The following is a 23,502-nucleotide window of genomic DNA, read 5'->3' on the forward strand; positions in this document are numbered from 1 at the left end:
CTTGCAGACATGCGCGTGGGAGTCCTCGACATCGGGTCCAACACCGGCCACCTCCTGGTGGTCGACGCCCACGGCGGCGCCGCGCCGCTGCCGGCGTCGTCGTACAAGCAGCCGCTCCGCCTCGCCGAGCACCTCGACGAGCGCGGGGCGGTCACGCAGTTCGGCATCGACGCGCTGACCGACTTCGTGTCGGAGTCGGTGCGCGTCGCCGAGGAGCGCGGCTGCGAGGACATGCTCGGGTTCGCGACGTCGGCCGTCCGTGACGCCGTGAACTCCGAAGCGGTCCTCGCCCACGTCGAGGACCGCACCGGGGTCGAGCTCGCCGTGCTCTCCGGCTCGGACGAGGCCCGGCTGACGTTCCTGGCCGTGCGCCGCTGGTTCGGCTGGTCCGCCGGCCGGCTCGCGGTGTTCGACATCGGCGGCGGCTCGCTCGAGATCGCCGGCGGTGCGGACGAGGCGCCCGACGTGGCGTGGTCGATGCCGATCGGGGCGGCCCGGCTCGCGCGGTCGTTCTTCGCGTCCGGCACCCCGACCGCGGACGACGTCCGCCGGATCCGCCACGAGATCCGCGTCGAGATCGCACGCGACGCGGGCAAGCTCCTGCGCTCCGGGGCGCCGGACCGGGCCGTGGCGACCTCGAAGACGTTCCGGTCGATCGCGCGGATATGCGGAGCCGCGCCGTCGGGTGCCGGGCCGCTCGTGCCGCGGTCGCTCGACGGGGCCGTCCTCCGACAGCAGCTGCCGGCGCTGCTCGCGATGTCGGTCGAGGAGCTCGCGACGCTCCCCGGTGTCTCCGAGAGCCGCGCCCACCAGATCGTGCCGGGAGCGCTCGTCGCGGAGGCGTGCCTGGACATCTTCGACCTGCCGTCGTTGGAGATCTGCCCGTGGGCGCTGCGCGAGGGCGTGATCCTGGAGCGGCTCGACCAGCTGTCGGTGCTGGTCTGACGCGACTTGACGTCGCACTCCAACGCTGGCACCGCACCTGAGCCGGCTCGTCGTCACGAATGAACCGGTGCACTTCGCAAGTTCTTATGTCTACGTTTGACGTGAAGTGAGAACGCCAATATGTTAACGGCCAGGGGAACTGGATTGGCCGGTTCCGCGGCTAAAGGGATTCCATCATGGAGCGAAACTCAATCATTGATCTGCCAGACCTCGACTTCAGTGGTCTCGAGGTCTTGTCCGTCCGTGAAGCGGTCGCCGTGCCCGAGACCGGGGCGACGAGTGGGAGCAGCAGCTGCACCTCGACTTCCTGCTGTGGGAGCAGCTCGTGCTGCTCGTCGGGGTCCTGCGGCTGATCCGGCGTGCGGGGCTGTCGTTCGCGTGAGAGCGCCGCATTGATCAGATCACCGACGATTCAGCAACCAGACGGGACCGATCCATGGCCGCCATCACAGCCGATGGGCTGACCAAGAGCTACCGCGGGGTCGAGGTGCTCAGGGCACTCGACGTCGTCGTCGAAGATGGAAGCGTCGCCGCCTTCCTCGGACCGAACGGCGCAGGCAAGACCACGCTCGTCGAGATCCTCGAAGGGCACCGGGGGCGTGACTCTGGATCGGTGTCGGTCCTCGGGTACGACCCCGGACACGTCGTGGACTTCCGACGGCTCAGGATGGTCATCGGCGTCGTCATGCAGCAGACGCTCCTCGAGCCCGCGCTGACGCCGCGCGACCTGCTCCTCCGGCAGGCCAGCTACTACTCGGACCCCGTGCCGCTCGCAGAATCAGTGAGCCGCTTCGGCCTCGACGAGTTCGCGCGCAAGCCGGTCCGGTCCCTGTCCGGCGGTATGCGGCGTCGTCTCGACCTTGCGTTGGCGTTCGTCGGCCGCCCACGGATCCTGTTCCTCGACGAACCGTCGACCGGCCTGGACCCGATCTCACGACACTCGATCCGCGGGCTGATCGCCGACTCGAACCGGGCCGGGGTGACCGTGGTGCTCACATCCCACGACCTCGACGAGGTCCAGCAGCTGGCCGACGCCGTGCACATCCTCCGCGACGGCCACTTCGCCGCGAGCGGCAGCCCACGAGACATCGTGAAGCTGTCAGCGGCCCCCGGACGGGTCGAGTTCGATCTCCCCGTCGGCGAACGCGAGCTGCTCCCAGCCGGAGCCATCCGAGTCGGCGAGCGCCTCCGGTACGTCACGCCGTCTCACGGTGAACTCCTCGAACAGCTGCGATCGTGGGAAGCCTCGACGGGGCACAACCTCGGTGACCTGACGATCGCCGCACCCACCCTCGACGATGCATACGTCAAGCTCGTCGGTGCACCGGAGGTCTCCGCGTGACGATCGCATCAGCCGCTGGAAAGCGACACAAGTTCGCGAAGAGTTTTCTCTTGCACACGCGATCAGAATTCGTCGACTTCTGGATGTCGGTCATTTCCCTCGCGTTCATCGTGCTCATGCCCGTCATGTTCTACGTCGTGTTCGGAGTCGCATTCCTGAGTGCTGCGGACAGCATTCGTTCCGTGAACGGTGCGGAGATCCGACAGGCAAACCTCAGTTACGCAGGCGTGCTCACGTTCGCGTTGATGTCGGTGACGTTCGCGAACGTCGCGATCGGCCTGGCGATCCGCCGCGAACACGGCTTGTTCCGTCGGTTCCGGACGACGCCGGTACCGCCGTGGGTCGTCATGGGTGCGTTCCTCGTGAACATCTTCGTCACCCTGGTCATCGTGCTCGCGGTGGTGTCCGCGATCGGGTTCCTCGGCCTGCGGGTCACGATGGACCCCAACCGCATCGTGCCGCTCGTCGTGACTGCAGTGACTGGCTTCATCGCCCTGTCGCCAATCGGCGTGGCGCTCTCGCTGCTCCCGCCGAACGCCGACGCGGCAGTCCCGATCGTCAACGGCATCTTCTTCCCGCTCGCGTTCCTGTCGGGCGCGTTCATCACGGTGCCGCTCGGTGCCTTCGTCGACGCCATCGTCCCCTACCTCCCCGGCGCACCGCTCTTCCAGCTTTTCGCTGCGGTCTTCTCCGAGGGAGCGTTCGTCTGGGACGGTCGACAAGTGCTGATCCTGCTTTGCTGGGCCGTCATCGGCATCGTCCTGTCCGGCGCCTTCTTCCGGTGGGCATCCGAACGCGAGCCTCGGGGCTTCACCCGCAGGAAGTCAGCCGAGTAAGCCATGTTCACGGAGGGACAGACGGTGCGGGTCGATCTCACACCGCGATGGATGGTGCGCGAGAACACGTATCGGTACCGAGTACTCCGGCACGAGGGGGGCGCGGAACTGGACCGTCGACTGGCTGAGATCCACGAAGGGTCCGCTCAACGCGAGGCACTGCGCGACGCGACGATCAGCGAACTAGAACGGCTCATCCCGCTGCTCGTCGGGGCGAGCAGACGGCAGGCACTCGCGGCGAAGCGTGCGGTCCACAAAGCTGCGACGACGCTCCCGACGATCGGGCCGGAGCTGTTCGACGCGGCTCCGCTGACGTCCGCATGGTCGCGGAACACGCAGCGCATGGCCGAGTCGGCGTGCGCCGTCGACGAGCTCGAGGAGCGGGACCTGGCGTCCGAACGCGCGGTCCTCTCAGCCTGGGCCCGGGACGACCGTGTCCGGCAGAGCGTCGCGATGACCAGCACCGTGCTCCTGCACGCCCTGCGTGGCAGCGCTCGTGGGGGCAGCCCGGACAAGCGGGGGCGCAAGTCCGAACCCGCATTGGTGCAGTACTTCTCGCGATCGACGCTCCGCGTGAGTCCGTTCTCGCGCTACACGGCGGTCGACGTCCGTGCACTCGGAGACCTGCCCTCCGACGACGTTCATGGGCTCCGTAGTGCCGTGGCGGTGAAGAGGCTACTGACACGGCACGCGGTGCGTAGAGCGACGTCCGACCCGGCCAACGTCGACCACGTCGTCTGGACTGCACCACCCGGTGCGGAACTGGTGGGTGGCACCCTGACGTTCCGCCGTCGCAGCTGGGTCACGCCTGGTCTGGGCGCTCGCCTCGACGCGTTCCGCGAGGTCGACGTCTCGTGGCCCGTGCCGGAGGCATGGCGGTCGACCGTCGCTGTGCTCCTGGCGACCCCGCCCGGGTCTCTGCGTGACCTGGCGGCCCGGATCAGCAGTGACGCCACGCACCAATTCGAGACCGTGCACTCAGGCCTCGCGGAATTCGCCTCCAGAGGGCTCCTCGTCCCGGTCGCTCCGGTCTCGGAGCAGGATCCGAACTTCGAGGTCTCATTGCTCGATGCGCTCCGCGCATGGCCAGGCGCCGGTGCCCAGGACCTCGTCGTTGCCCTGCGGTTGACGCACCAGCTGACCGCGGGGTTCGGAGAGCTCGGGGATGCGGAAAGAACAGCGCGTCTCGAGACCCTGGAGCGCGCCTGGTCCACCGCGGTCGGCGCTGCGGTCACGGCGCCGATCGTCGAGGACTCCTACGTCACCACTTCGGCGTCCGTCCCGTCCCCAGACAGATGGCGCGACCCGATCGGCGCTCTCGCACCGTTGCTCACAGCAGTCGACGATCAGCGCCTGTTGTCGACGGCGCTCGAAGCCACGTTCGTGGCCCAGTACGGCGAAGGCGGTGTCTGCACCGACATCAGGCGCTTCGCCACGAAGACCGCCGGGGCGTTCCCGCTGGCGCAACGGCTCCTGGCTGGTGACATTGACGGCGTGCCCTCGACGGCTGTCCGTCGGCTGCTCGACGCGAGAGCAATGGCCGTCCGGCACCTGAACGAGCTGTCGCGAGTCGATGCGACAGAAGTTTCCATCGATCAGGCGGTCCTCGATGCGTTGGCGAGCACCCTCCCGGACGCCGAGATCGCCCGACGCCGCACCGTGGCAGTGTTCGGCCAGGTCGCCGGAGACCGCTTCGTCGTCAACCACCTCTACGGCGGACGACTGCGGTACTTCAGCCGGTACCTGCGCCAGCTCGACCCCGAGCACACCGAGGCGCTCCGGAGCCACCTCCGCTCCCAGACGGACGGAGCCCTCACTCTGCAGTTGCGCCCCACCCTCGGGTTCAACGCCAACCTCTCGCCGTTGCTCACGGAGGCCGAACTCGTCCTCGACGACGACGTCCCCCACGGCACCGACACCCGACGGATCGACGACCTCGCCATCGTGCACGGGCCCACGGGCCTCACGGTCGTCGAACGTGCATCGGGACGAGCGGTCGAGATGGTCTACACCGGGTTCCTGGTGCCGCACGCGCTCCCGGCGACCGAGATGCTGCTCGCGATGATCGCTGAGGCGCCCTTCTACGGGTTCGGGGACGTCAGCATGGACCTGCACCGCCGTGGACCGACCGCTCGAGCTCCTCGGATCGTGCACGAGCGCTTGGTCCTGTTCCGCCGCCGGTGGGCACTCGACCCGAGCACGCTGCTCAAGCGGGCCGACGAGTCGTCCGCGCAGCACTTCCGACGGCTCGACGCCGACCGGCGAGCCGCGCAGATGCCATCGCAGGTGTTCTTCCGTGCGTTGCGTGGTGGCCACGCCACACCGATGGAACGAGCTATGAGCCCCAAGCCGCAGCACCACGACTTCCTCAGCAGGCTCCACACTTCGACCATCCGCCGCCGCCTGGGGGACCTCGGACCGATGGTGATGGCGGAGGAACTCCTCCCCGAACCGACGTCGGGCACCGCTGCATCCGAGACCTTCTTCGAAGCCACGATCACCGGGGACTGACCATGACGACCACCACCATCCGGGTCGACCACCGTGCCGAACCCTCACACTTGATCAGCGATGGGATCCTCGCCTTCCTGCCGCAGCTCCGCGACGTCGAGGTCTGGTTGCAGGTGCACTGGCTCTTCGGTCCGCACATCCTCGTCAACGTCAGCGGCAGCCAGTCAGCGGTGGACGACGCGCAGGCTCGCTTGGTCGCGCGCGTGTCGGCGTGGCTGGCTGAGTCGCCGTCCAGTGTGGACTTCGACGAGGCGGCGTATGTCGAACGCTCCCGGGAACTCGGCCGGCTCGAGCTCGTTCCGGGGCCGCACGCGCCGCTCCGACCGGACAACCAGGTCGAAGTCGTCGACCGACGGCTCGACACCTTCATCCGGGACAAAGCGGTGTTCGAGGCGAAGGGGAGGGTCCTTGCGCGTGCGATGCGCGACCCGCGCTTCGTGCAGATGACGAAGCGGTCCGCCGCACAGAACGCCGACTCGGTGTACATGGCGATGTGCATCATCGCGACGTCGTACCCGAAGTGGGGTCTCGTCTCCGGATACCAGGCTTTCCTGTCGCACTGGAAGGAGCAGCTCCACTGGTCGGACCCGTCCGGGCACGCTGAGTCGGTCCTGCGTGCGTCGTTCCAGCGACAGCAGGACGGCCTCGTGCGACGTCTGCAGGATGTCCACAGCGGGGTGTCACCGACCGGCGACGACGGCGTGTTCTGGGCGGAGTGGCGAGCAGCCGCGAGCGAGGAGGCGGATCGACTGGCCGCCGGCGAGCAGGTCCTCCCGTACCCGCTGCCTGAACGGCACGAACGCGCGGTGTCGATCGACGACGACACGGGACGCCGCTGGTCCGGTTCGGACGAGCGCGGGTACAGCGACTTTCACGCGCAGTTCCGACGACTCGACTTCACGAGGCTCGGCAACGGCACGGACTTCGCCGCGTACCGCTACCTGATCAACTGCTTCTTCGACCTCTTGCCGCTCATGGGCGTGACCCCGGCGCAGCGGTACACGCTCGCCTTCTACCTGACGGAGGCGGCGCAGATCGTGGTCGGTGAGACGTGGCAGGAGACGATCGATCGGGCGATCGCCAGGCAAGAAGGCCTGGCGGACGCTACGCCGACGTTGCCGTGGAAGGGCTGACGACATGAACCGGCAACTCGGATCGGTGACCGCGACCGGTGTACAGCTGCGTGCCACGGTGTCGAGCCGTGACATGGAGGGGCGCGGAGTGGCGATCAGCGCCGGCGGATCGGCGGTGGTCATCAACGGCGTGCACGGTGTGACGCTGTGGCATGCCGTAGAACCGCACCTGCGGCGCGGTGTCGACCCCGCGGACTTCGTGGCGACGCTCCCCGCCAGCGCGCGGTCGACGGTGCGTTCGCTGATGAGCGAGCTCGGGGACCACGGGCTCCTGGTGGGGTACGAGGCCGAGGACGACGCTGCTGCGGCGCACCCGGCGATCGACTTCCTCCGACGCGTCTCACGTGCACCGTTGGCCGCCGCACGCCGAACCGCGTCGACGTCGCTCACGATCACCGGCGCGACGGACGACCTCGCGGACGCGCTCGCCGCACAGCTCGTTCTCTGCGGCTTCGCGGCCGTCGAGTTCGATGGCGTCGACGACCGACTCGGGCACGCCCCGGTCGTGATCCGCGGGGCGGACGATCAGGGCCGGCGTACGCTCGTCCTGATCGGCGCACGCGCGGGATCCTGTGCCGTCGGACCGATCGACGGGCCCGTCGATGACACCGCAGGAGCAGACTTCCGACGCTGGGCGACTGACGCGCCGTCCTCGATCGGTCCGAACTGGGCGGCGTTGGTCGCCGGTCAGACTGCGCTCGCCGCGCTGCGGGCCATGGACACCACGTCCGACGCATCGACGGGGAACACATACGTCACCTCGACGGCAGAGCTCGTCGCCGAACCTCGGCCGTTCACCGCGTTCGCCAACCGAGTGGAACCCGAGGCGCTCCGTGTCGCCGAACTCGCGGTCGCGCCCGGACCGGAGACGTCCGTGCCCGACACGCTCTCGTCCATGGAAGCGCTGTGGGACCCGGTGTTCGGCGTCGTGTCCGGTGCGGTTCCGGCCGCGCTGCCACAGCAGCCCGTGGGTCTCGCCGTCTCCGGGGACGCACGGGTGATCGGCATCGGCACGTCGACTGCTCAGGCGCGGCTCGACGCCGTCGCGGAGGAGCTCGGGAGCGCGTGGCGTTCCCTCACGCTGCCCAGTGTTCCGCTCGGCCACCTGGGTGTCGGGCCGACGACGACCGACGCTGCTGCGACGGCCTTCGTCGCTCTGCTCGAAGCGGACGAGGGCGCCCGGCGGGGTGTCGTCACGACGTCCGGTGGTGCCGCGATCACGAGCACCGCCCGCTGGCTCGCATCGGCGGCGGTCCTGATCCTGGGCCGCGAGGTCTCGGTCGAGTCGACCTGGCTCACCGGGCGGTGGTCGGGGATCGCTCGCGTGGTCGCGGACCTCGGCGACGGTGCTCAGGGCGTCGCGTACGGACTGCGCGTGGAACGTGCTGCCGAGGGGGCGCTGCTCCGAGCCGTTGGGCGGGCGCAGTGCGGTGACACCGCGCGGACGTCGCCGCTCGGTGCCCTCTGGTCGGGCAACCGTGAGCTGCTCGGGTGGCCCGGGCTCGAGGGCGCCGTGCAGTTCTCGCGTCTGCACGCCGGCGGCTGGGACGAGCACGGCGCTTTGGCCGTGACTGCGGAGGCCGTCTCGTGAACGGGGCAGCGGTGGCCGAGCCCGTCGGCCCACCTGTCCGACGGTTCGCTGACCTGCTGATCATCGGCCCGGACCCCGCACCGCACGAGGCAGGGTGCGGCGAGTGCGCCGAACGCTGGGCTCTCGACGTGCGCCCGCAGGCTGTGCCGGCAGCCGGGGCACGGTCCGCTGCCCTGCTCCAGCAGCTGACCGCACGACTGAGGAGCCTGCCGTTGCCGTCCGGCCATGCCATGGTCCTCGACACGTCGGACGGCTCGTCATCGGTGCACAACATCACGCCGCACAGCGAGTGCTCGCGGTGCGCCCCCCTCATCCGGGCATCGGTACCGGCGCGGTGGGACCTCCGTTCGCCGCAGCCGCCCCTCGCCGGTGGCCTCCGGACGCGCGCGCTGGACGGGCAGAGCCTACGAGATGAACTCGTCGACTGGCGGTTCGGGCCGATCGCGCACCTGTACCGAGACGAGGAATCGCCGTTCCCGCTCATGACCGCCGAGGCCATCGCACCCGGGTTCGCCCACCGCGAAGGTGGGTACGGGCGGGCCGGCAGCTTCGCAGCGAGTGAGGTGCCCGCTCTGCTCGAAGGCGTCGAGCGAGTGCTCGGCGGGCATCGACAGCCGTCGGCTCGGACCGTGCGGGCGTCCTGGGAAGCGCTCGGGGACCAGGCGCTGGACCCGAGGTCGCTGGCGGATCACACGCCGGAGACGTACGAGCGGGCGGACTCCCCGTTCCGGCGGTTCGATCCGACCGAGGAGATGGACTGGGTCGAGGGCTGGTGGCTCTCGCACGACCAACCGGTCCTCGTGCCGGCGCAGCTCGTCTACTGGCATGAGAACGCTGGGACCGATGCGCTGCTGTACGAATCGTCGAACGGCTGTGCGGTCGGTGGTTCGATCGAGGAGGCCGCCCTGCACGGGTACTTCGAGATCGTGGAACGCGACGCCTTCCTCCTGACCTGGTACGGGCGCTTGCGCCTCCGGGAGATCGACATCAGCGGTGAGTCCGCGTTGGCGGACACCCTGCTCCGTGTCGAACGCGACGGGCTCCGGCTCCGGGTCCTCGACGCGACGAGCGACCTCGGGATCCCGGTGGCCATCGCCATCGTCACGGCACCGGACGAGCTCGTCCGTGCCGGGCGTGCTCCGGCGTTCTCTCTGGCTGCGGGAGCGCATCCGTCGGGCGACCGAGCGATCGCTGCGGCGATCGAGGAGTGCGTGACGAACGCGCTCATGTACCCGAAATGGGTCACGATGCGCGAGTCCGTTCGTGTGGACCATTACCGCCCAATGCTCCACGACCACGAGCTCGTGCACGTCCTCGAGGACCACACCGGCATGCACGGACTCCCGGAGGCACGCGAACTCTGGGGGTTCCTCGATGATCCGAGTGGTCGGCTGTCACTCGACGAGTTCCTCGCGCGGGGGCGGCCCGCTCCCGAGGACGTCACTGGCGAGTTGCGGCACCACGTCGACGTCGCAGCTCGCGTCGGCGTGACCGTCCTCGCGGTCGACCAGAGCACCCCGCACCTTCGTGACGTGGGGGTGTTCGCGGTGAAGGTGATCGCCCCGGGGACCATGCCTATGACCTTCGGGCACCTGAACCGTCGTATCGACAACGTGCCTCGGCTGGCGCGAGCAGCGTCCATCATCCACGGCGCGGTCCCGGCCGGAACTTGGGGGGAAACTCCGCCCCCTCACCCGTTCCCGTGAACCGGCAGGGATGGGGGAGCGCCGGCCAGGCGCTCTGGGACGCGGGCCCCGGTCGGGACGTCGGGACGGTCCGGACGCTCTTCGAGCACGATCGACACGTCGCCGGCTTGTCGACCGAGGACGGACGCGCCGGAACGCTAGCGGGTGCGGTGGAACGGCTCCAGCGCCGTACCGAGTCGTCGCACGAGCCCGGTGCCGACTGGCGGACAACGGTCCTGGCGGCCGTCTGGGAGGCGCATAGGACCCGGCGCGTCGCGCCGGACGACCGGTACGTCGCCCATCGCGCCTACCCCGCACCGCGAGGGATCTTCGCCGCGGACGCGGTCCTCGAGGTGGAGGACCCTATCGGCACCCGTCAGGTCCGGTTCGGTCCGCTCGGCGCCGGCCAGCCGTCTCCGCCCGAGTATCCGTGGGCATCGGCACACCTCGGGTTCGACGTGGACCCGGCTCGCTACCCGACCCCGTACGGAGGGCTCCGGGCGACCCTCGCCGACCTCGAATCAGGGCACCTCGCAGCGACGGTCGCCCTCTGCGCGCGCCGCGCCGGTATTCCCACTGCGCTCCTACGCCGCACGGGTAGCGATGCGCACGCATCGTACCGACTCCGTTTCCTCCCCGAGGGACCGTCAGAGCCGTTGCTCGACCGGTGTGTCGACACAGCGGCAGCGGGCACGGCGAGCGACCTGCGAACGTGGCTTGACCAGCGGTCGAGCGGCCGATCGAGTGAGAACCTCGTCACCAGCGGTTCCGTCACAGACGAGCAAGCCGAGGCTGTGCACCGAGCACTGCGTGCCGGACTCGAGCTCGTCGGGGAGCACGTGCCGGACGGTGGCATCCGACTCCTGGCCCACGGCGCTGACCCCGGGTCGATCGACGCCGTGCGGGTCGTCGACCTGGGGGCGTCGGACAGCGGACGCACCCTTCGCGGCCGCCCCCGAATGACGTCGTCGCGCGGGATCACCTTCGTGGTCCAGCCGCGGCTCCTCGCGGGGCTGCACGGCTCGCAGACGCACCGCGTCATCCCGTTCCTGCTGGGCTGGATCGCGCAGTGGGGGTGTCTGGCGGCGGCGGGGATCGGCATCGCGTCGCGCCCGGCCCGGAACCACGACGAGGTCGAGTGGGCGGATGCGCTCGGCGCCGACCCGAACGCGGTGATCGGATACCAGCTGTGGCTGCGGACGATGCCGGTCGAGGTCCAGGGCGTTCCGTGGTCGACGAGGGGAATCAGGCTGTGAACACGAGGTGGCGCACTGCGCACATCTACCTGCACAACTCGACGGCGACCCTGTCGGAGTTCATCGCCGACACCGTCGTCCCGTCGGTCCGCGGATTCGCGCCCACGGACTGGCACTTCGTCCGGTACTGGTGGGGAGGACCGCACCTGCGCGTCAGGATGCGCGGGGTCGGGGCGTCCGCCCACGCAGAATGGGTCCGCGGCGTGCGCGCCGCGCTGCCGCCCGCTGAGCTGCACCTGGACGAAGCGTCGTTCAGTCGCGAGTTCACGAGTACCTCGCCGGTCGGGTGGCACGAGCACGGCCAGATCGTGGTCGACGTGCCCTACGAAGCCGAACTCGCGCGGTACGGCGGGGCGGCGGCGATGGCGTTGTCGGAGCGAGCGTTCACGCTGGTGAGCCAGATCGCGGGAGCGCTGCTCGCGTCCCGCCCGGGCAGCGCCGAGCTGCGACTGATAGCGACCGACGCGATGACGCTCGCGATGCACGCGCTCGGGCTGGACGGTCATGGCGGTGCCCGCTCAGCGCACCGGTACTTCGGCTCGTGGGACTTCGTGGGGGAACAGCAGACCAGCGGCCCGGAAGCCCGGCGCGCAGCCGACGCGACCTTCGACGTCGATCCGGATCGGTGGCTGCAGCGGAAGGACGCCGTCATCCGGTCCGCCGGAGACGGGTCCGACACCTGGAGAGCGTCCCTGTTCCGCCTTTTCTCCAGCCTCGTCACCGACCTGGAGGCACTTCGTGCTCGTGGCGATGAGCTGGAGAACAGCGTGGCCGGCGTGCTCTGGAGCCAGGTCCACATGTTCTGCAACCGACTCGGGGTGCCCGTCTCCGATGAACGCATCGCCGCGTGGCTCACCGCGTCGCAGTGGCGGGGGCCGGTCGACCGTCGGTACTTCAACGATGACTCCGCCGCGCCCGACCGGCACTACCTCCGAGCGAGCGGATACCGCCGGGAACGGATGGCCACGGACCAGATGCCGCGCTTCGACGTGGGCCTCCCCGCGCCGGACCTCGGCCGGCGCCAGGTCACCACGCTGCCGGAGTCTCAGGGTGACCCCGGGCTCGGTGCGGTCCTCACCCGCAGACGGAGCACCTACGGGTCGTACGGCACGACGCTGTCGGCGGCGGTCCTCGGTGGCCTCCTGCGATCCGCGATCGGCGAGGTGCCGGAAGGACCGGCGGTGCCCGTACGACCGCAGATAGCGCGGCGGGCGTACCCAAGCCCGAGTGCGGCGTACGCGGTCGACGCGTTCGTGATCGTCCGCGACGTCGTGGGTGTCGAGGCGGGCTGCTACCGGTACGACGCCGCGCGACACGCTCTCGAACGGTGGGTGGACGTGCCAACCGACCAGGAACTCGCGCGGTGGTCGCCCTCGTTCAGCGACACCGCGGGCACACCGCTCGCGGTCGAGTACGACACCGTCCCGGTGATCGTCGCCTTGGCGCCCAGGCTCGACGACCTGCGCGCGAAGTACGGGCAGCGGGCGCTGCGGCTGACCCTGCTCGAAGCGGGGCACATGAGCCAGAACCTCATCCTGGTGTCCACCGCGCTCAACATGCCGAGCGTCCCCATGTCGGCGTACGACGACGACGCCGTGAACGAGTGCCTGCACCTCGACGGTGTCGGAGCGTTCACAGCCGCGATCATCCCGATCGGGGCGCCGAAGAAGACCACTGCGATCGAAGGGAACACAGCACATGAATGACGACGAGAAGGACCTGCAGTACGCGAGCATCGGCATCGCCTCGGTGGGCTTCGCCGTGGCGGGTCTGGCACTCGGCATGATCGCGCGGCGTCCGGGCATCGGTGCGGTGCTGGGTGCTGCGGTCGGACTCTTCTGGCGGTGCCGGGCGCTCGCGTCCCGGGTGCGCTCGTGAAGCCCGTCCCACGTGGATTGACCGTCGCTCGCGGAGCGTTCGCCCTGCTGCACGCCTGTCCGGAACCTGCCGGGCACGAGGTGCAGACGAGCGCCGTCGTCGCCGAACTTTGCCGCGACCTCGGCGCGACGGTGACGGCCGGGGTCGGCGGGCACGGCGTGGTTGCCCGCGTCGGGACCGGGGAACCGGTCATCGTCCTGCGTGCGGAACTGGATGCGCTCGCGACGAGCGGCGGTGCCGATCATCTGTGTGGACACGACCTGCACGCCGCAGCAGTCATCGGCGCGCTCGCCGCGCTGCGTTCAGGTGAGGTGCGTCGGACGGGCACCGTGCGCGCGATCTTCCAACCGACCGAGGAGACGGGGACCGGGGCGGCCGCGATGGTGCGCGCTGGGATCGACCAGCTCGTGCCGACCCCCACTGTCCTGCTCGCGCAGCACTCGTCGCCGCTCCCTCACGACATGGTGGCGTTCCGGCCCGGGCCGATCACGTCGTGGAACGAGACGGTGTCCGTCGACCTGGCCGCCCCCGGGGGGCATCCGGGTCTCATCGGTAATGAACGAAACGCGCTCAGCGTCGCCTTCTGCCGTCTCGTGGACGCCGTGCACCCCGGGATCGGGCAGGTCACCCAGGCACGGCTTGGCGGGTCGGCGGAGAACGCGCTCCCGAACAGTGCCACGGTGACGGTCGACCTCCGTGCAGCGGACGAACAGTCGCTCACCGCTCGTCGGCAGGCGCTCGGACGCGTGCTCGACGTCGTCGTCGCCGACAGCGTCGTGTACTCCACGGCGGCGACGCGGACCTTCGACGGTGCCAGCAACGACCCGGACGCCGCTGCCCTGCTGTATCGCGCGTTCCTCGAGCACGGACGCAGCGCTGTCTTGATGCCTGGGCCGTCGGGGACCTCAGACGACGTCGGGGTGCTTGCGAACGCGCTTGGTGCCCCACTCGTCTACTGGTTCTGGGGTGTGTCCGAAAGCTCCCGGATGCCGCCGGAGGACCAAGCGGTACTGGCGGCAGGCCGGGCTCCGGTCAGCGTGCCCGCCAACCACTCTCCGCTTTTCTCGGCGTCCGACCGGTCGCTCGAGAGCGGCCTGCTGAACCTGCTGATCGCGCTGTCAGCATGGGGCTCGCCACGGACCATCCGAGGCGAGACGCATTTTGATGGACCGGTGTGAGCGCGCTCCTCGCCAGTCGAAACCACCGAAGGGAACGACTATGTCCGGATCCATGCTTGAGCTGCCTGACCTCGACTTCGACGGGCTGGAGGTGTTATCGGTGCGCGAGGCTGTCGCGGTGCCCGAGACCGGGGCGACGAGCGGCAGCAGCAGTTGCACGTCGACGTCGTGCTGCGGCAGCAGCTCGTGCTGTTCAGCCGGCTCCTGCGGCTGAGACGAGGAGACCGAGGCGGGGAGTACGCGCTCCCCGCCTCGGTCGGGTCCAGCCAAGGCAAGCGGAATCAGGTCGTGGCATCGGTGTCACCGGATAGCACAAAAGCGGGCTTGAACCGACGGATGGATGGGTACGAGAATTCATGACGGATTGGACTGGGATGCTCTGGGTACTGGTGCCGGTGACGGCGATCATCTGTGGGGTCGTGTACTCGATCGCCCGGCTGAAGTGGGGGGCGGACCGCGGTCAGGGTGACTGGGCGCCCGCCGAACGCAACGCGGCGGCGCAGCGTGAAGTCGCGAGCACCCTCGCGAGCATGGAGCGACGCCTCGACGGCATCGAGCGGATCCTGCGGCAGGTGGACTGAACGGGCTCTGTCACCTCGAGCGACCGGCTGGGGTGGCAGCGGGTGCGAGCAGCCAGGGGCGGATCAGTTTCGTAACGAAGGGCAGCACCCAGAACGTCATGATCGGCGTGAGCACGGCCGTCGTGATCAGGACCCGAGGCAGGATCGCGACGTGTGCGAACGCGGGGACGAGCCACGCCATCAGGTACGTGAATGCCAGGTTCACCGGGAAGAAGCCGAGCCAGATGCTCACCGCCTGCTTCCACCGCGGCGGGGCGCTCGACGACGGGGTGTCCTCGGGGACGTCGAACCAGCCCTCGATCCCGGTGCGCTTCTCGACACGGGACTCCACCACGAGGTCCCTGCCGAGGTCGAGCCACCGCAGCCGGTCGTCGGAGTTCTCCCACGTCGCCAGGGAGTCGTGGTCGGCGAACCGGTAGAGCATGTGCCACTCGCGGGACTGTGCACGGGAGCGGACCCATCCGGAGCCGAGGAAGCCGGGGTAGCGGTTCGCGAGGTTCACCCCGGACTGCACCCACCGGGTGACCTCGGGGATGCGCTCGGGTTCGACGAGACGGGTGATGGACACGGTGACGGGCGGGCCTGCGGTCTCGGGTGACGACTGCAGGCTCCCTGGCTCTTGTGGAGTCATGGGACCAGTCTCGCCGAACCGTGTTTCACGCTCGTGACGCGCTGGGTAGGTTCGGGGGCATGAGCACGGGCGGCACGGGATCGGACACGGAGCGGGGGCGGCACGAGACCCCGACGGAGCGCTGGGACCGGAACTGGGTCGACATCCAGCAGGAGCTCCGCATCGTGCAGACCGGGACGCAGATCCTCGCCGGGTTCCTGCTCACGCTGCCGTTCCAGCAGCGCTTCACGTCGTTGACAGACCGGCAGGAGACGATCTACCTGGTCCTCGTCGTCCTGGCGGTCGTGGTCACCGTCGTCGCACTCTCCGCCGTGGCCACCCACCGCCTGGTGTTCCGGCAGCGGCAGAAGCACGACCTGGTGCGCGCCGGGAACGTCATCCTCATCGTCACGCTGATCGCCAGTGCACTGCTGTTCTCCGGCACCGTGCTGTTCGTGTTCGACGTGGTGCTCGGGCGCATCGGCGGCATCGTCGGCGGCGCGGCGGTGTTCATCGGGACCGGCGTGCTCTGGACCTCGCTGCCGTTCGCCCTGCGGCGGACCGCCAGGGACGAGACCGACTAGCTCGCCTTCTTCTTCGCCGTGGTGGACTTCGCCGCGGGCTTCTTCGCCGGCGCCTTCTTCGCAGCTGCTGCCTGCTTCGCCGGCTCCTTCTTCGCAGCTGGTGCCTTCTTCGTGGCCGGCGCCCGCTTCGTGTCGGAACCCGATGCTCCGGACCCGGACCCGGACGACCGCGAGCTCGACGACGAACGCGACCCCGAGCCTCCCGTCCGCTTCTTGTCCACGGACGCACGCAAGGCGGCCATCAGGTCGATCACGTCGCCGCCCTCGTCGTCGGACTCCGGCTGCTCCCCGAACGTCTTCTCGGTGTCGATGTCGTCACCCGACTCGAGCTTGGCGTCGATGAGCTGCTGCAGCTCGACCTGGTACTCGTCGGTGTAGCGGTCCGGATCGAAGTCCGTGGACATGCTCTCGACGAGGGACGACGACATCTTCAGCTCGTTCGCACTCACCTTCACCGACGTGTCGAGGGCCTTGAAGTCGGCGGCCCTGACCTCGTCGCCCCAGAGCAGCCCCTGCAGGAGCAGGACGTCGTCGTGCACGCGGAGCACACCGAGCCGGGTCTTCTGCCGTAGCGTGAACTGCACGATCGCGAGACGGTCCGTCTCCTCGAGCGTCTTCCGGAGCAGGACGTAGGCCTTGGGCGAGCGGGAGTCCGGCTCCAGGTAGTACGTCTTCTCGAACATCATCGGGTCGACCTGGTCGACCGGCACGAACTCGAGCACCTCGATCTCGTGGGACTGCTCCTGCGGGAGCTTCTTGAAGTCGTCGGCGGTGAGGACCACCGTCTTCTCGCCGTCGTCGTACGCGCGCTCGATGTCGGCGTACTCGACCTCGTGCCCGAGCTCGCAGACGCGCTTGTAGCGGATGCGTGCCTTGTCCTCGTCGTGGACCTGGTGCATCGAGACGTCGTGCGTCTCCGTGGCGGCGTAGACCTTGATCGGCACGTTGACCAGCCCGAACGCGATGGAGCCCTTCCAGATCGACCTCATGGGCACATGATGCCCGTGTCCAGCCGGTCGCGTGCGGATCTCCGGGCGATCCGGAGGCTGCGGGGAGCGGACGCTGTCCGTGCCGAGCGGTACCGTCGGGCACATGGCGGGGCACCGGGGAGACGTCGATCGGGGTGCCCTGTGGCGGCTCGCACTCGCCGCGGTGTCCGGACCGGCGGTGTGGCTGGCGGTCGGGCTCCTCTACGGTGCGGTCGGCCGCGACCCGTCTGCCGGGTTCCTGATCGGCGGCGCCGTCGTCCTCCTCGTGCTCGCCCCGGTCGGGACGTGGTGGGGCTGGCAGCGCCGCGGCGGACGGCTCGCGGTGGTCGAGACCCGGCAGTGGATCAGGAGCGGTACCGTCCCGGACGACGTCCCCGATGCTGTCTGGCGGCCGCGTGTGGCCCAGCGGCAGGACGACTTGACGATGGGACTCGTCGCCGCCGCGCTGGGCGTGGTGATCGTGGCGCTGAGCGTGGGCTCGGCCGTCACGGGGTCGCCGACGGCGTGGATCGGTGCGGCGATCTGGACCGGGCTCGCGACGCAGGAAGCCGTGACGTGGGCGCGGTGGCGTAGGCCGGTCGCCGCACTGCTGGCACGCCCCTCCCTCCCTGTCCACAGCGACGTTCCGAGGGGTGTTCCTCCACAGGAGTCGTCGAACTGAACCGCCGCGCGGCCTCCGCGAGCACGATGGGCGCATGAGCCAGCTCGACAAGGACGACCCGCGGACGAAGTACGCGCGCCCGCCGTTCCCCGCGCAGACGCAGCAGGGGTCCGGGCGTGCCAGCGAGATGGACCCGCCGCCGGACCACGGCGAGACGAGCTACCTCGGCACCGGTCGGATGCCGGGCTACCGGGTACTCGTCACGGGTGCGGACTCCGGCATCGGCCGAGCGGCGGCGATCGCGATGGCGAAGGAAGGCGCGGACGTCGCGCTGAACGCCCTGCCCGAGGAGATCGACGACCTGACCGAGGTCCGGGACCTCATCGCAGACCTCGGACGGAACGCCGTGATGCTGCCCGGCGACCTCACCGACGAGGACTTCTGCACCGAACTCGTCCGCACCGCCGTCAGTGAGCTCGGCGGGCTCGACGCGCTCGTGCTCGTCGCCGGCGCGCAGCAGGTGCACGACGACGTCACCGAACAGTCGACGGCGGACTTCGACCGCACGATGAAGACCAACGTCTACGCGATGTTCTGGCTGGTCCGTGCGGCCGTGCCGCACATGGCCCCGGGGAGCGCGATCGTCACCACGAGCTCGGTGTCCGCGTACGAACCGCAGGCCCGGATGATCGACTACGCGGCCACGAAGGCGGCGATCATCACCTACACGAACGGCCTCGCACGGCAGCTCGCGGCGAAGGGGATCCGGGCCAACACGGTCGTGCCGGGGCCGGTGTGGACGCCGCTGCAGCCGATCAGCTACCCGGGGGACGAGATCGCGGCGTACGGCCAGGCCACCCCGTTCGGCCGACCGGCGCAGCCCGTGGAACTCGGCAGCGCCTACGTCTACCTCGCCGGGCCCGAGTCGTCGTACACGTCCGGCACGACGCTGACGGTGGCGGGAGCGACCGGGGTGGCGCTGTGAGCCCGGCGCGGGCGAGCACCGTCGCGCGCAGGACGACGGTCCTGGTGGGGGACCGGCGGCTCGCGCTGACGAACCTCGACAAGGTGCTCTACCCGGAGACCGGCACGACGAAGGGGCGCGTGATCGAGTACTACGAGCGCGTCGCCCCGTGGATGATCCCGCACGTCAAGGACCGACCGGTGACCCGGAAGCGGTGGGCGAACGGCGTCGACGGCAAGGTCTTCTTCGAGAAGAACCTGCCCGACTCCGCGCCGGACTGGGTCCGCCACCACACGATCCAGCACTCCGAGCACGACAACGAGTACCCGATCGTGGACGACCTGCCGACGCTCGTGTGGATGGCGCAGCAGGCTGCGCTCGAACTCCACGTGCCGCAGTGGCGCTTCGGCCCGCGGGGTGCGCAGCAGAACCCGGACCGGCTGGTGCTCGACCTCGACCCCGGGGAAGGCGTCGGTCTCGCCGAGTGCGTGGAGGTGGCGGTCGCGGCGCGCGAAGTCCTGCAGGGCATGGGGCTCGACCCGTACCCGGTGACGTCGGGCTCGAAGGGCATCCACCTGTACGCGGCGCTCGACGGCCGCTCCGCGACGAAGCACGTGTCCGAGGTCGCTCACGAACTCGCGAAGGCACTCGAGCAGGACATGCCGGACCTGGTGCTGTCGTCGATGAGCCGCGCCGAGCGGAACGGCAAGGTGTTCGTCGACTGGTCGCAGAACAACGGGAACAAGACCACGATCGCGCCGTACTCGCTCCGCGGGCGTTCGCACCCGACCGTCGCGGCACCGCGCACGTGGAAGGAACTCACCGAGAAGGGGCTGGCCCAGCTGACATTGGACGAGGTCCTCGAGCGGGTGGAGGACCGCGGCGACTTCCTGCACCCGGTGGCGGCCGCGTCGTTGGCCGTCGGCAGGGCCGACGAGGGGCACTGGGACAGCGACCGGACCCAGCAGGCGAACGACGCGGAACGGCAGGACCGAGCCGGAGGCCCGGCGAACGACCGCCTGTCGACCTACCGTGCGAAGCGGGATGCGTCCAAGACCCCCGAACCGGTCCCGCAGGACGCGCCGACGGTCCGGAAGGACGGCACCCCGACCTTCGTCGTCCAGGAGCACCACGCCACCCGGGACCACTACGACTTCCGCCTCGAGCACGACGGCGTGCTCGTCAGCTGGGCGCTGCCGAAGGGGGAGCCGACGGACCCGGGGAAGAACCACCTCGCCGTCATGACCGAGGACCACCCGCTCGAGTACGGCGGCTTCGAGGGCACCATCCCGAAGGACGAGTACGGCGGCGGGACCGTCACCATCTGGGACGACGGCACGTACGCGCTCGAGAAGTGGCGCGAGGGCGAAGAGGTCATCGTCACGCTGCACGGACGGACGAACGGCAACCGCCGCCTCGCGATCCTGCACACTCGCGGTCGTGGTCGCGGGCGGGACGGCGACGAGAAGAACTGGCTCATCCACCTGACGAAGGAGCAGCCGGACCCCACGGCCGACGCGTCAGGGGGGACGCCCGCTCCCCGCGCTCCCCGCACCGCCGGTCACTCGGCCGGGCGCGACGACGACGGTCGCGAGCGGATCGCCGGAGCTGCGAGTTCCTCCACCGACCCCGTCGAGCGCCGCACCATGCAGGCGACCCTCGCGAAGGGCGAGCCGACGCTGGACACCGGAGCGTGGGCGTTCGAGATGAAGTGGGACGGTGTCCGTGCGCTCGCCACGGTCCGGGGCGGCTCGGTGTCGCTCCGGAGCCGGAACGGCAACGACCTGACGGCGCAGTACCCCGAACTCCAGGAACTCGGCGAGCGAGCCGGCGTCGACGGGGTCTTCGACGGTGAGATCGTCGCGCTCGACGACCGCGGACGACCGAGCTTCCAGCTGTTGCAGAACCGGATGGGACTGACCAAGAAGCGGGAGGTCGACGCCGCGCGTGAACGCACCCCGGTGCGGTTGCTGCTCTTCGACGTGCTCGAAGCGGACGGGCACGACCTGACCCGGCTCGCGTACGACAACCGTCGGGAAGCCCTCGAGACCGTCGTCGAGCCCGGCGGGGCGATCGACGTGCCGAAGGCGTACGAGGGCGACCTCGACCGAGCCATGGCGGACTCCGAGGCCGAGGGGCTCGAGGGTGTCGTGGCGAAGAAGCGCTCCTCCCGCTACGCCGAGGGCCGGCGCTCCGAGGCCTGGCTGAAGCTCAAGCACCACGCCACGCAGGAGGTCGTGGTCGCCGGGTGGAAGCCCGGGAGCGGTCGGCGTGCGGGCGGCGTCGGATCCCTGCTCCTCGGGATCCCCGGCGACGACGGTCTGCAGTACGTCGGCAAGGTCGGGACCGGCTTCCGTGACCGTGACCTCGACGAGATCGCGAGCGTCCTCGGGCCGCTGGAGCGGAAGACGTCACCCCTCGTCGACGTCCCGAGACCGGACGCCCGTGACGCCCACTGGGTCACGCCCGAACGCGTCGGTGAGGTCGAGTTCGCGGAGTGGACCGCTGACGGACGGCTCCGGCAGCCGTCGTGGCGGGGCTGGCGCCTCGACAAGTCGGCGGAGGACGTCGTCCGAGAGTGAGCGCGCACTCGTCGCATGCATCCGCATGAGGTCCGCTGGAGGCGAACTTCCGTCCCCCGTCCGGCTTCCCGGCGGGGGACGAATTCGTGACGATCACTGAGGAAAACCCGCGTGACTGTTACGTTCCTCGGGACGAAAGGGCGTGGCGATGAGCGCGAGCAACTACCTGCCACCGTTCACTCCGGAGGAGCGCGTCGCGATCTCGGGGGACCAGGCGACGCGGAAGCCGATCGACCCGGGTGCGGTGATCACGGACTCCGAGGTGACGTACGCGGACTTCCTCGGCGACGAGGTCGACGACTGATCCGCACCATCAGCGCTGACGCTGACGCTGACGCTGACGCTGACGCTGACGCTGACGCTGGTAGTGGGGACGGCCCGTGCACCGGATCAGGGAGTGCACGGGCCGCCGCCGAAGCGCCGTGGCCGGTCGTTCAGGGATGACCGACCACGGCGCGCTCAGATCACCCGCGCGCGAACAGCGCGGATGATGGGCACGTACACAAAGACGTCCTGAGCAGACGATTCGTCACGCAGGAACCCGAAACCGATCCGGAAGGCCGACTCCTGACCGAGGACCAGCCGCTCTCGTCGCTGTCCGACGGCTCGCTCGTCGAGCGGTCGGCCGACGGCGACACCGCCGCGTTCGGCGTGCTCATCCGCCGGTACGGTCCGCTCATGCGCGCCTACGCCGCTCGGATCCTCGGGCACGGCGACGGGGAGGCCGACGACGCCGTGCAGGAGGCATCACTCCAGGCGTGGCAGCGCATCGACCGCGTCGAGGACCCGGACCGTGTGCGCTCCTGGCTGTTCCGGATCGCTGCGAACAAGGCGCTCGACCGGCTCCGTCGGCGGCACCCGCACCTCGACCTCGAAGCCGTCCCGGAGGCGAGTGACGAGCGACCGGTGGACGAGGTCGTGATCGCGCGGCTCCAGGTGGACGAACTCGCCCGGATCGCGCAGAACCTGCCCGATGCGCAGCGTGCAGTCTGGGTGATGCGCGAGGTCGGCGGCGCGTCCTACGCCGAGATCGCGGAGGAGACCGGGATGTCGACGGCGGCCGTGCGTGGTGCACTCGCGCGGGCGAGGCGGACGGTGCTGACGCAGATGGAGGGGTGGCGATGAACGACGACGACGTCGACGACCGCTACGGTGCCTTCACGCTGGACGAGCTCTCCGACTACCTCGACTCCGGCCAGGACCCGGTGCGCGACGACATCGAGCGCGACCCCGATGCCGCCCGGGCGCTCGGCCGGCTCCGAGCGCTGCGCGAGGCGTCGAGCGACCTCCTCGCGGCGGACGTCCGCGCGGCCCGGGGTGCTGACGAGGCCTGGATCTCGGGGGTCCTCGCGACCATCCGGACGACCGCGCACGCGGGGCGGGACATCCCGGTGCCCGACGACGACCCCGACTCCACGCTCGTCGTGACCGAGGGGGCCCTCCGCGGGCTCGTCCGGGCGCTCGGCGACACGGTGCCGGGTGTGCTCGTGCGACGCACCCGGTTCACCGGCGACGTCGGGACCGCTGGTGCGCCGATCGACGTCGAGGTCACGATCGCGGTGACGGCTGACGCGCCGCTCCGCGCACGCGCCGACACGCTCCGCGCACGCGCCGACATGCTCCGGACGATGGTCGCGGCGGCGCTGGCCGACCACGCGCCGTTCCCGGTGCGTTCCCTGACGGTCCGCGTGGCGGACGTCCTGACCCCGAGGAGACCGTCGTGAGACCCGACACGCGGGCACTGTCACGGATGGCCACCGAAGCGGCCCTCGCCGTCCCGGGCGTCCGGTCGGTGATCCCGCCGGGCCCGAGTCTCGCCGTGCTGGTGCGCGATGTCCGCTCGGTGCTGGACCTGCCGCGGGACGGCGGCGCCGTGCTCGTCGAGGACCGGGCCGACCAGGTGCGTGTCCGCGCCGTGGTGACGGTGGATGCCGGCCGTCCGGCGATCGCGAGCGTCCGCGCGGTCCGCGACGCGATCGTGTCGAGCCTCGCCGACGAGGTCGGTCAGCGGCGGACGGACGTCACGGTCCGGGTCGTCGAGATCACCTGATCAGGCGGCGGGTGCTGGTCCGTCCGCGGGTTCGGCGTCGTCCGCGACGGGGAGGTCCTCGTCGATGAGTTCGTCCTCGGACGGCTCGACGACCTCGGCCGCAGCCGCCTTCGCCTCGTCGATCGTGTCCTGCGACTCCCGCAGCAGTCGGTCGTCTCCGGTGGGTGCCTGCTCACTCATGGCGAC

The 23,502-nt window shown here is 70.0% G+C and carries 25 protein-coding genes; 22 read left to right on the forward strand and 3 right to left on the reverse strand.

The window, feature by feature from the left end:
* The first annotated feature begins 9 nt into the window (after positions 1 to 9).
* The 14 genes from EDF24_RS04365 to EDF24_RS04425 all read left to right on the forward strand — a co-directional run bounded on the left by EDF24_RS04365 (position 10) and on the right by EDF24_RS04425 (position 14,936).
* A complete protein-coding gene (locus tag EDF24_RS04365; protein WP_123701218.1) occupies positions 10 to 945 on the forward strand; it encodes a Ppx/GppA phosphatase family protein in 936 nt (311 codons plus the stop codon).
* 176 nt (positions 946 to 1,121) lie between these two features.
* Positions 1,122 to 1,298, forward strand: coding sequence for a thiazolylpeptide-type bacteriocin (locus tag EDF24_RS19650; RefSeq protein WP_123701219.1), 177 nt, complete (start codon positions 1,122 to 1,124; stop codon positions 1,296 to 1,298).
* An 83-nt stretch (positions 1,299 to 1,381) separates the two neighbouring features.
* A complete protein-coding gene (locus EDF24_RS04375; RefSeq protein WP_123701220.1) occupies positions 1,382 to 2,287 on the forward strand; it encodes an ABC transporter ATP-binding protein in 906 nt (301 codons plus the stop codon).
* 50 nt (positions 2,288 to 2,337) lie between these two features.
* Positions 2,338 to 3,123 (forward strand): ABC transporter permease, encoded by a 786-nt coding sequence (locus EDF24_RS04380; RefSeq protein WP_207909547.1) that lies wholly within the window; start codon positions 2,338 to 2,340, stop codon positions 3,121 to 3,123.
* 51 nt (positions 3,124 to 3,174) lie between these two features.
* The gene (locus EDF24_RS04385; protein ID WP_185021550.1) at positions 3,175 to 5,634 is read left to right on the forward strand and encodes a lantibiotic dehydratase; all 2,460 of its coding nucleotides are present in this window, start codon (positions 3,175 to 3,177) and stop codon (positions 5,632 to 5,634) included.
* 2 nt (positions 5,635 to 5,636) lie between these two features.
* Entirely contained in the window at positions 5,637 to 6,767 is a 1,131-nt protein-coding gene (locus tag EDF24_RS04390) for a lantibiotic dehydratase C-terminal domain-containing protein (protein ID WP_123701223.1), read from the forward strand.
* Positions 6,768 to 6,771: 4 nt separating this feature from the next.
* Positions 6,772 to 8,358, forward strand: coding sequence for a hypothetical protein (locus EDF24_RS18825; protein WP_148070786.1), 1,587 nt, complete (start codon positions 6,772 to 6,774; stop codon positions 8,356 to 8,358).
* An 11-nt stretch (positions 8,359 to 8,369) separates the two neighbouring features.
* Positions 8,370 to 10,064 (forward strand): TOMM precursor leader peptide-binding protein, encoded by a 1,695-nt coding sequence (locus EDF24_RS04400; RefSeq protein WP_185021551.1) that lies wholly within the window; start codon positions 8,370 to 8,372, stop codon positions 10,062 to 10,064.
* Between the two features lie 773 nt (positions 10,065 to 10,837).
* The gene (locus EDF24_RS18830; RefSeq protein ID WP_132046880.1) at positions 10,838 to 11,299 is read left to right on the forward strand and encodes a hypothetical protein; all 462 of its coding nucleotides are present in this window, start codon (positions 10,838 to 10,840) and stop codon (positions 11,297 to 11,299) included.
* On the forward strand, positions 11,296 to 13,005 hold the full coding sequence (locus EDF24_RS04405; RefSeq protein ID WP_148070787.1) for a lantibiotic dehydratase C-terminal domain-containing protein: 1,710 nt from the start codon (positions 11,296 to 11,298) through the stop codon (positions 13,003 to 13,005). Before EDF24_RS18830 ends, EDF24_RS04405 begins: the two co-directional genes overlap by 4 nt.
* Positions 12,998 to 13,177 (forward strand): hypothetical protein, encoded by a 180-nt coding sequence (locus EDF24_RS04410; RefSeq protein WP_123701227.1) that lies wholly within the window; start codon positions 12,998 to 13,000, stop codon positions 13,175 to 13,177. The genes EDF24_RS04405 and EDF24_RS04410 overlap by 8 nt, the downstream gene beginning before the upstream one ends.
* Positions 13,174 to 14,355, forward strand: a complete 1,182-nt coding sequence (locus tag EDF24_RS04415; protein ID WP_185021552.1) for a M20/M25/M40 family metallo-hydrolase — start codon at positions 13,174 to 13,176, stop codon at positions 14,353 to 14,355. Before EDF24_RS04410 ends, EDF24_RS04415 begins: the two co-directional genes overlap by 4 nt.
* 52 nt (positions 14,356 to 14,407) lie before the next feature.
* Positions 14,408 to 14,569, forward strand: a complete 162-nt coding sequence (locus EDF24_RS19655) for a thiazolylpeptide-type bacteriocin (RefSeq protein ID WP_395867461.1) — start codon at positions 14,408 to 14,410, stop codon at positions 14,567 to 14,569.
* 142 nt (positions 14,570 to 14,711) lie between these two features.
* The gene (locus tag EDF24_RS04425) at positions 14,712 to 14,936 is read left to right on the forward strand and encodes a hypothetical protein (RefSeq protein ID WP_148070788.1); all 225 of its coding nucleotides are present in this window, start codon (positions 14,712 to 14,714) and stop codon (positions 14,934 to 14,936) included.
* 10 nt (positions 14,937 to 14,946) lie between these two features.
* Here EDF24_RS04425 and EDF24_RS04430 read toward each other — a convergent pair whose 3' ends face one another.
* Positions 14,947 to 15,567 carry an antibiotic biosynthesis monooxygenase gene (locus EDF24_RS04430; protein WP_123701231.1) on the reverse strand — a complete coding sequence of 207 codons (621 nt, stop codon included), beginning with the start codon at positions 15,565 to 15,567 and terminating at the stop codon, positions 14,947 to 14,949.
* Between the two features lie 59 nt (positions 15,568 to 15,626).
* Between EDF24_RS04430 and EDF24_RS04435 the strand changes: the two genes are divergently transcribed.
* Positions 15,627 to 16,130 carry a DUF6328 family protein gene (locus EDF24_RS04435; RefSeq protein WP_123701232.1) on the forward strand — a complete coding sequence of 168 codons (504 nt, stop codon included), beginning with the start codon at positions 15,627 to 15,629 and terminating at the stop codon, positions 16,128 to 16,130.
* Here the strand turns inward: EDF24_RS04435 and EDF24_RS04440 are convergent.
* On the reverse strand, positions 16,127 to 17,119 hold the full coding sequence (locus EDF24_RS04440; protein WP_123701233.1) for a Ku protein: 993 nt from the start codon (positions 17,117 to 17,119) through the stop codon (positions 16,127 to 16,129). The genes EDF24_RS04435 and EDF24_RS04440 overlap by 4 nt on opposite strands.
* A gap of 103 nt (positions 17,120 to 17,222) precedes the next feature.
* On the opposite strand from EDF24_RS04440, the gene EDF24_RS04445 reads away from it, so the two are divergent.
* The 7 genes from EDF24_RS04445 (at position 17,223) to EDF24_RS04470 (ending at position 23,316) form a co-directional block, all read left to right on the forward strand.
* On the forward strand, positions 17,223 to 17,780 hold the full coding sequence (locus tag EDF24_RS04445; RefSeq protein WP_123701234.1) for a hypothetical protein: 558 nt from the start codon (positions 17,223 to 17,225) through the stop codon (positions 17,778 to 17,780).
* 34 nt (positions 17,781 to 17,814) lie between these two features.
* Positions 17,815 to 18,705, forward strand: coding sequence for an SDR family oxidoreductase (locus tag EDF24_RS04450; RefSeq protein ID WP_123701235.1), 891 nt, complete (start codon positions 17,815 to 17,817; stop codon positions 18,703 to 18,705).
* Positions 18,702 to 21,266: an ATP-dependent DNA ligase gene (locus tag EDF24_RS04455; protein WP_123701236.1), complete on the forward strand. Its 2,565-nt coding sequence runs from the start codon at positions 18,702 to 18,704 to the stop codon at positions 21,264 to 21,266. Before EDF24_RS04450 ends, EDF24_RS04455 begins: the two co-directional genes overlap by 4 nt.
* Positions 21,267 to 21,414: 148 nt before the next feature.
* The gene (locus EDF24_RS19040) at positions 21,415 to 21,570 is read left to right on the forward strand and encodes a hypothetical protein (RefSeq protein WP_165931305.1); all 156 of its coding nucleotides are present in this window, start codon (positions 21,415 to 21,417) and stop codon (positions 21,568 to 21,570) included.
* A 290-nt stretch (positions 21,571 to 21,860) separates the two neighbouring features.
* A complete protein-coding gene (locus EDF24_RS04460; protein WP_123655462.1) occupies positions 21,861 to 22,391 on the forward strand; it encodes an RNA polymerase sigma factor in 531 nt (176 codons plus the stop codon).
* Positions 22,388 to 22,990 (forward strand): hypothetical protein, encoded by a 603-nt coding sequence (locus tag EDF24_RS04465; protein WP_148070789.1) that lies wholly within the window; start codon positions 22,388 to 22,390, stop codon positions 22,988 to 22,990. Before EDF24_RS04460 ends, EDF24_RS04465 begins: the two co-directional genes overlap by 4 nt.
* The gene (locus EDF24_RS04470; protein WP_123655405.1) at positions 22,987 to 23,316 is read left to right on the forward strand and encodes a hypothetical protein; all 330 of its coding nucleotides are present in this window, start codon (positions 22,987 to 22,989) and stop codon (positions 23,314 to 23,316) included. Before EDF24_RS04465 ends, EDF24_RS04470 begins: the two co-directional genes overlap by 4 nt.
* Here EDF24_RS04470 and EDF24_RS04475 read toward each other — a convergent pair whose 3' ends face one another.
* Positions 23,317 to 23,496, reverse strand: coding sequence for a hypothetical protein (locus EDF24_RS04475; RefSeq protein WP_123655406.1), 180 nt, complete (start codon positions 23,494 to 23,496; stop codon positions 23,317 to 23,319).
* Positions 23,497 to 23,502 lie beyond the last annotated feature (6 nt).

It is taken from the genome of Curtobacterium sp. PhB130 (assembly GCF_003755165.1).
Taxonomy (GTDB): Bacteria; Actinomycetota; Actinomycetes; order Actinomycetales; family Microbacteriaceae; genus Curtobacterium.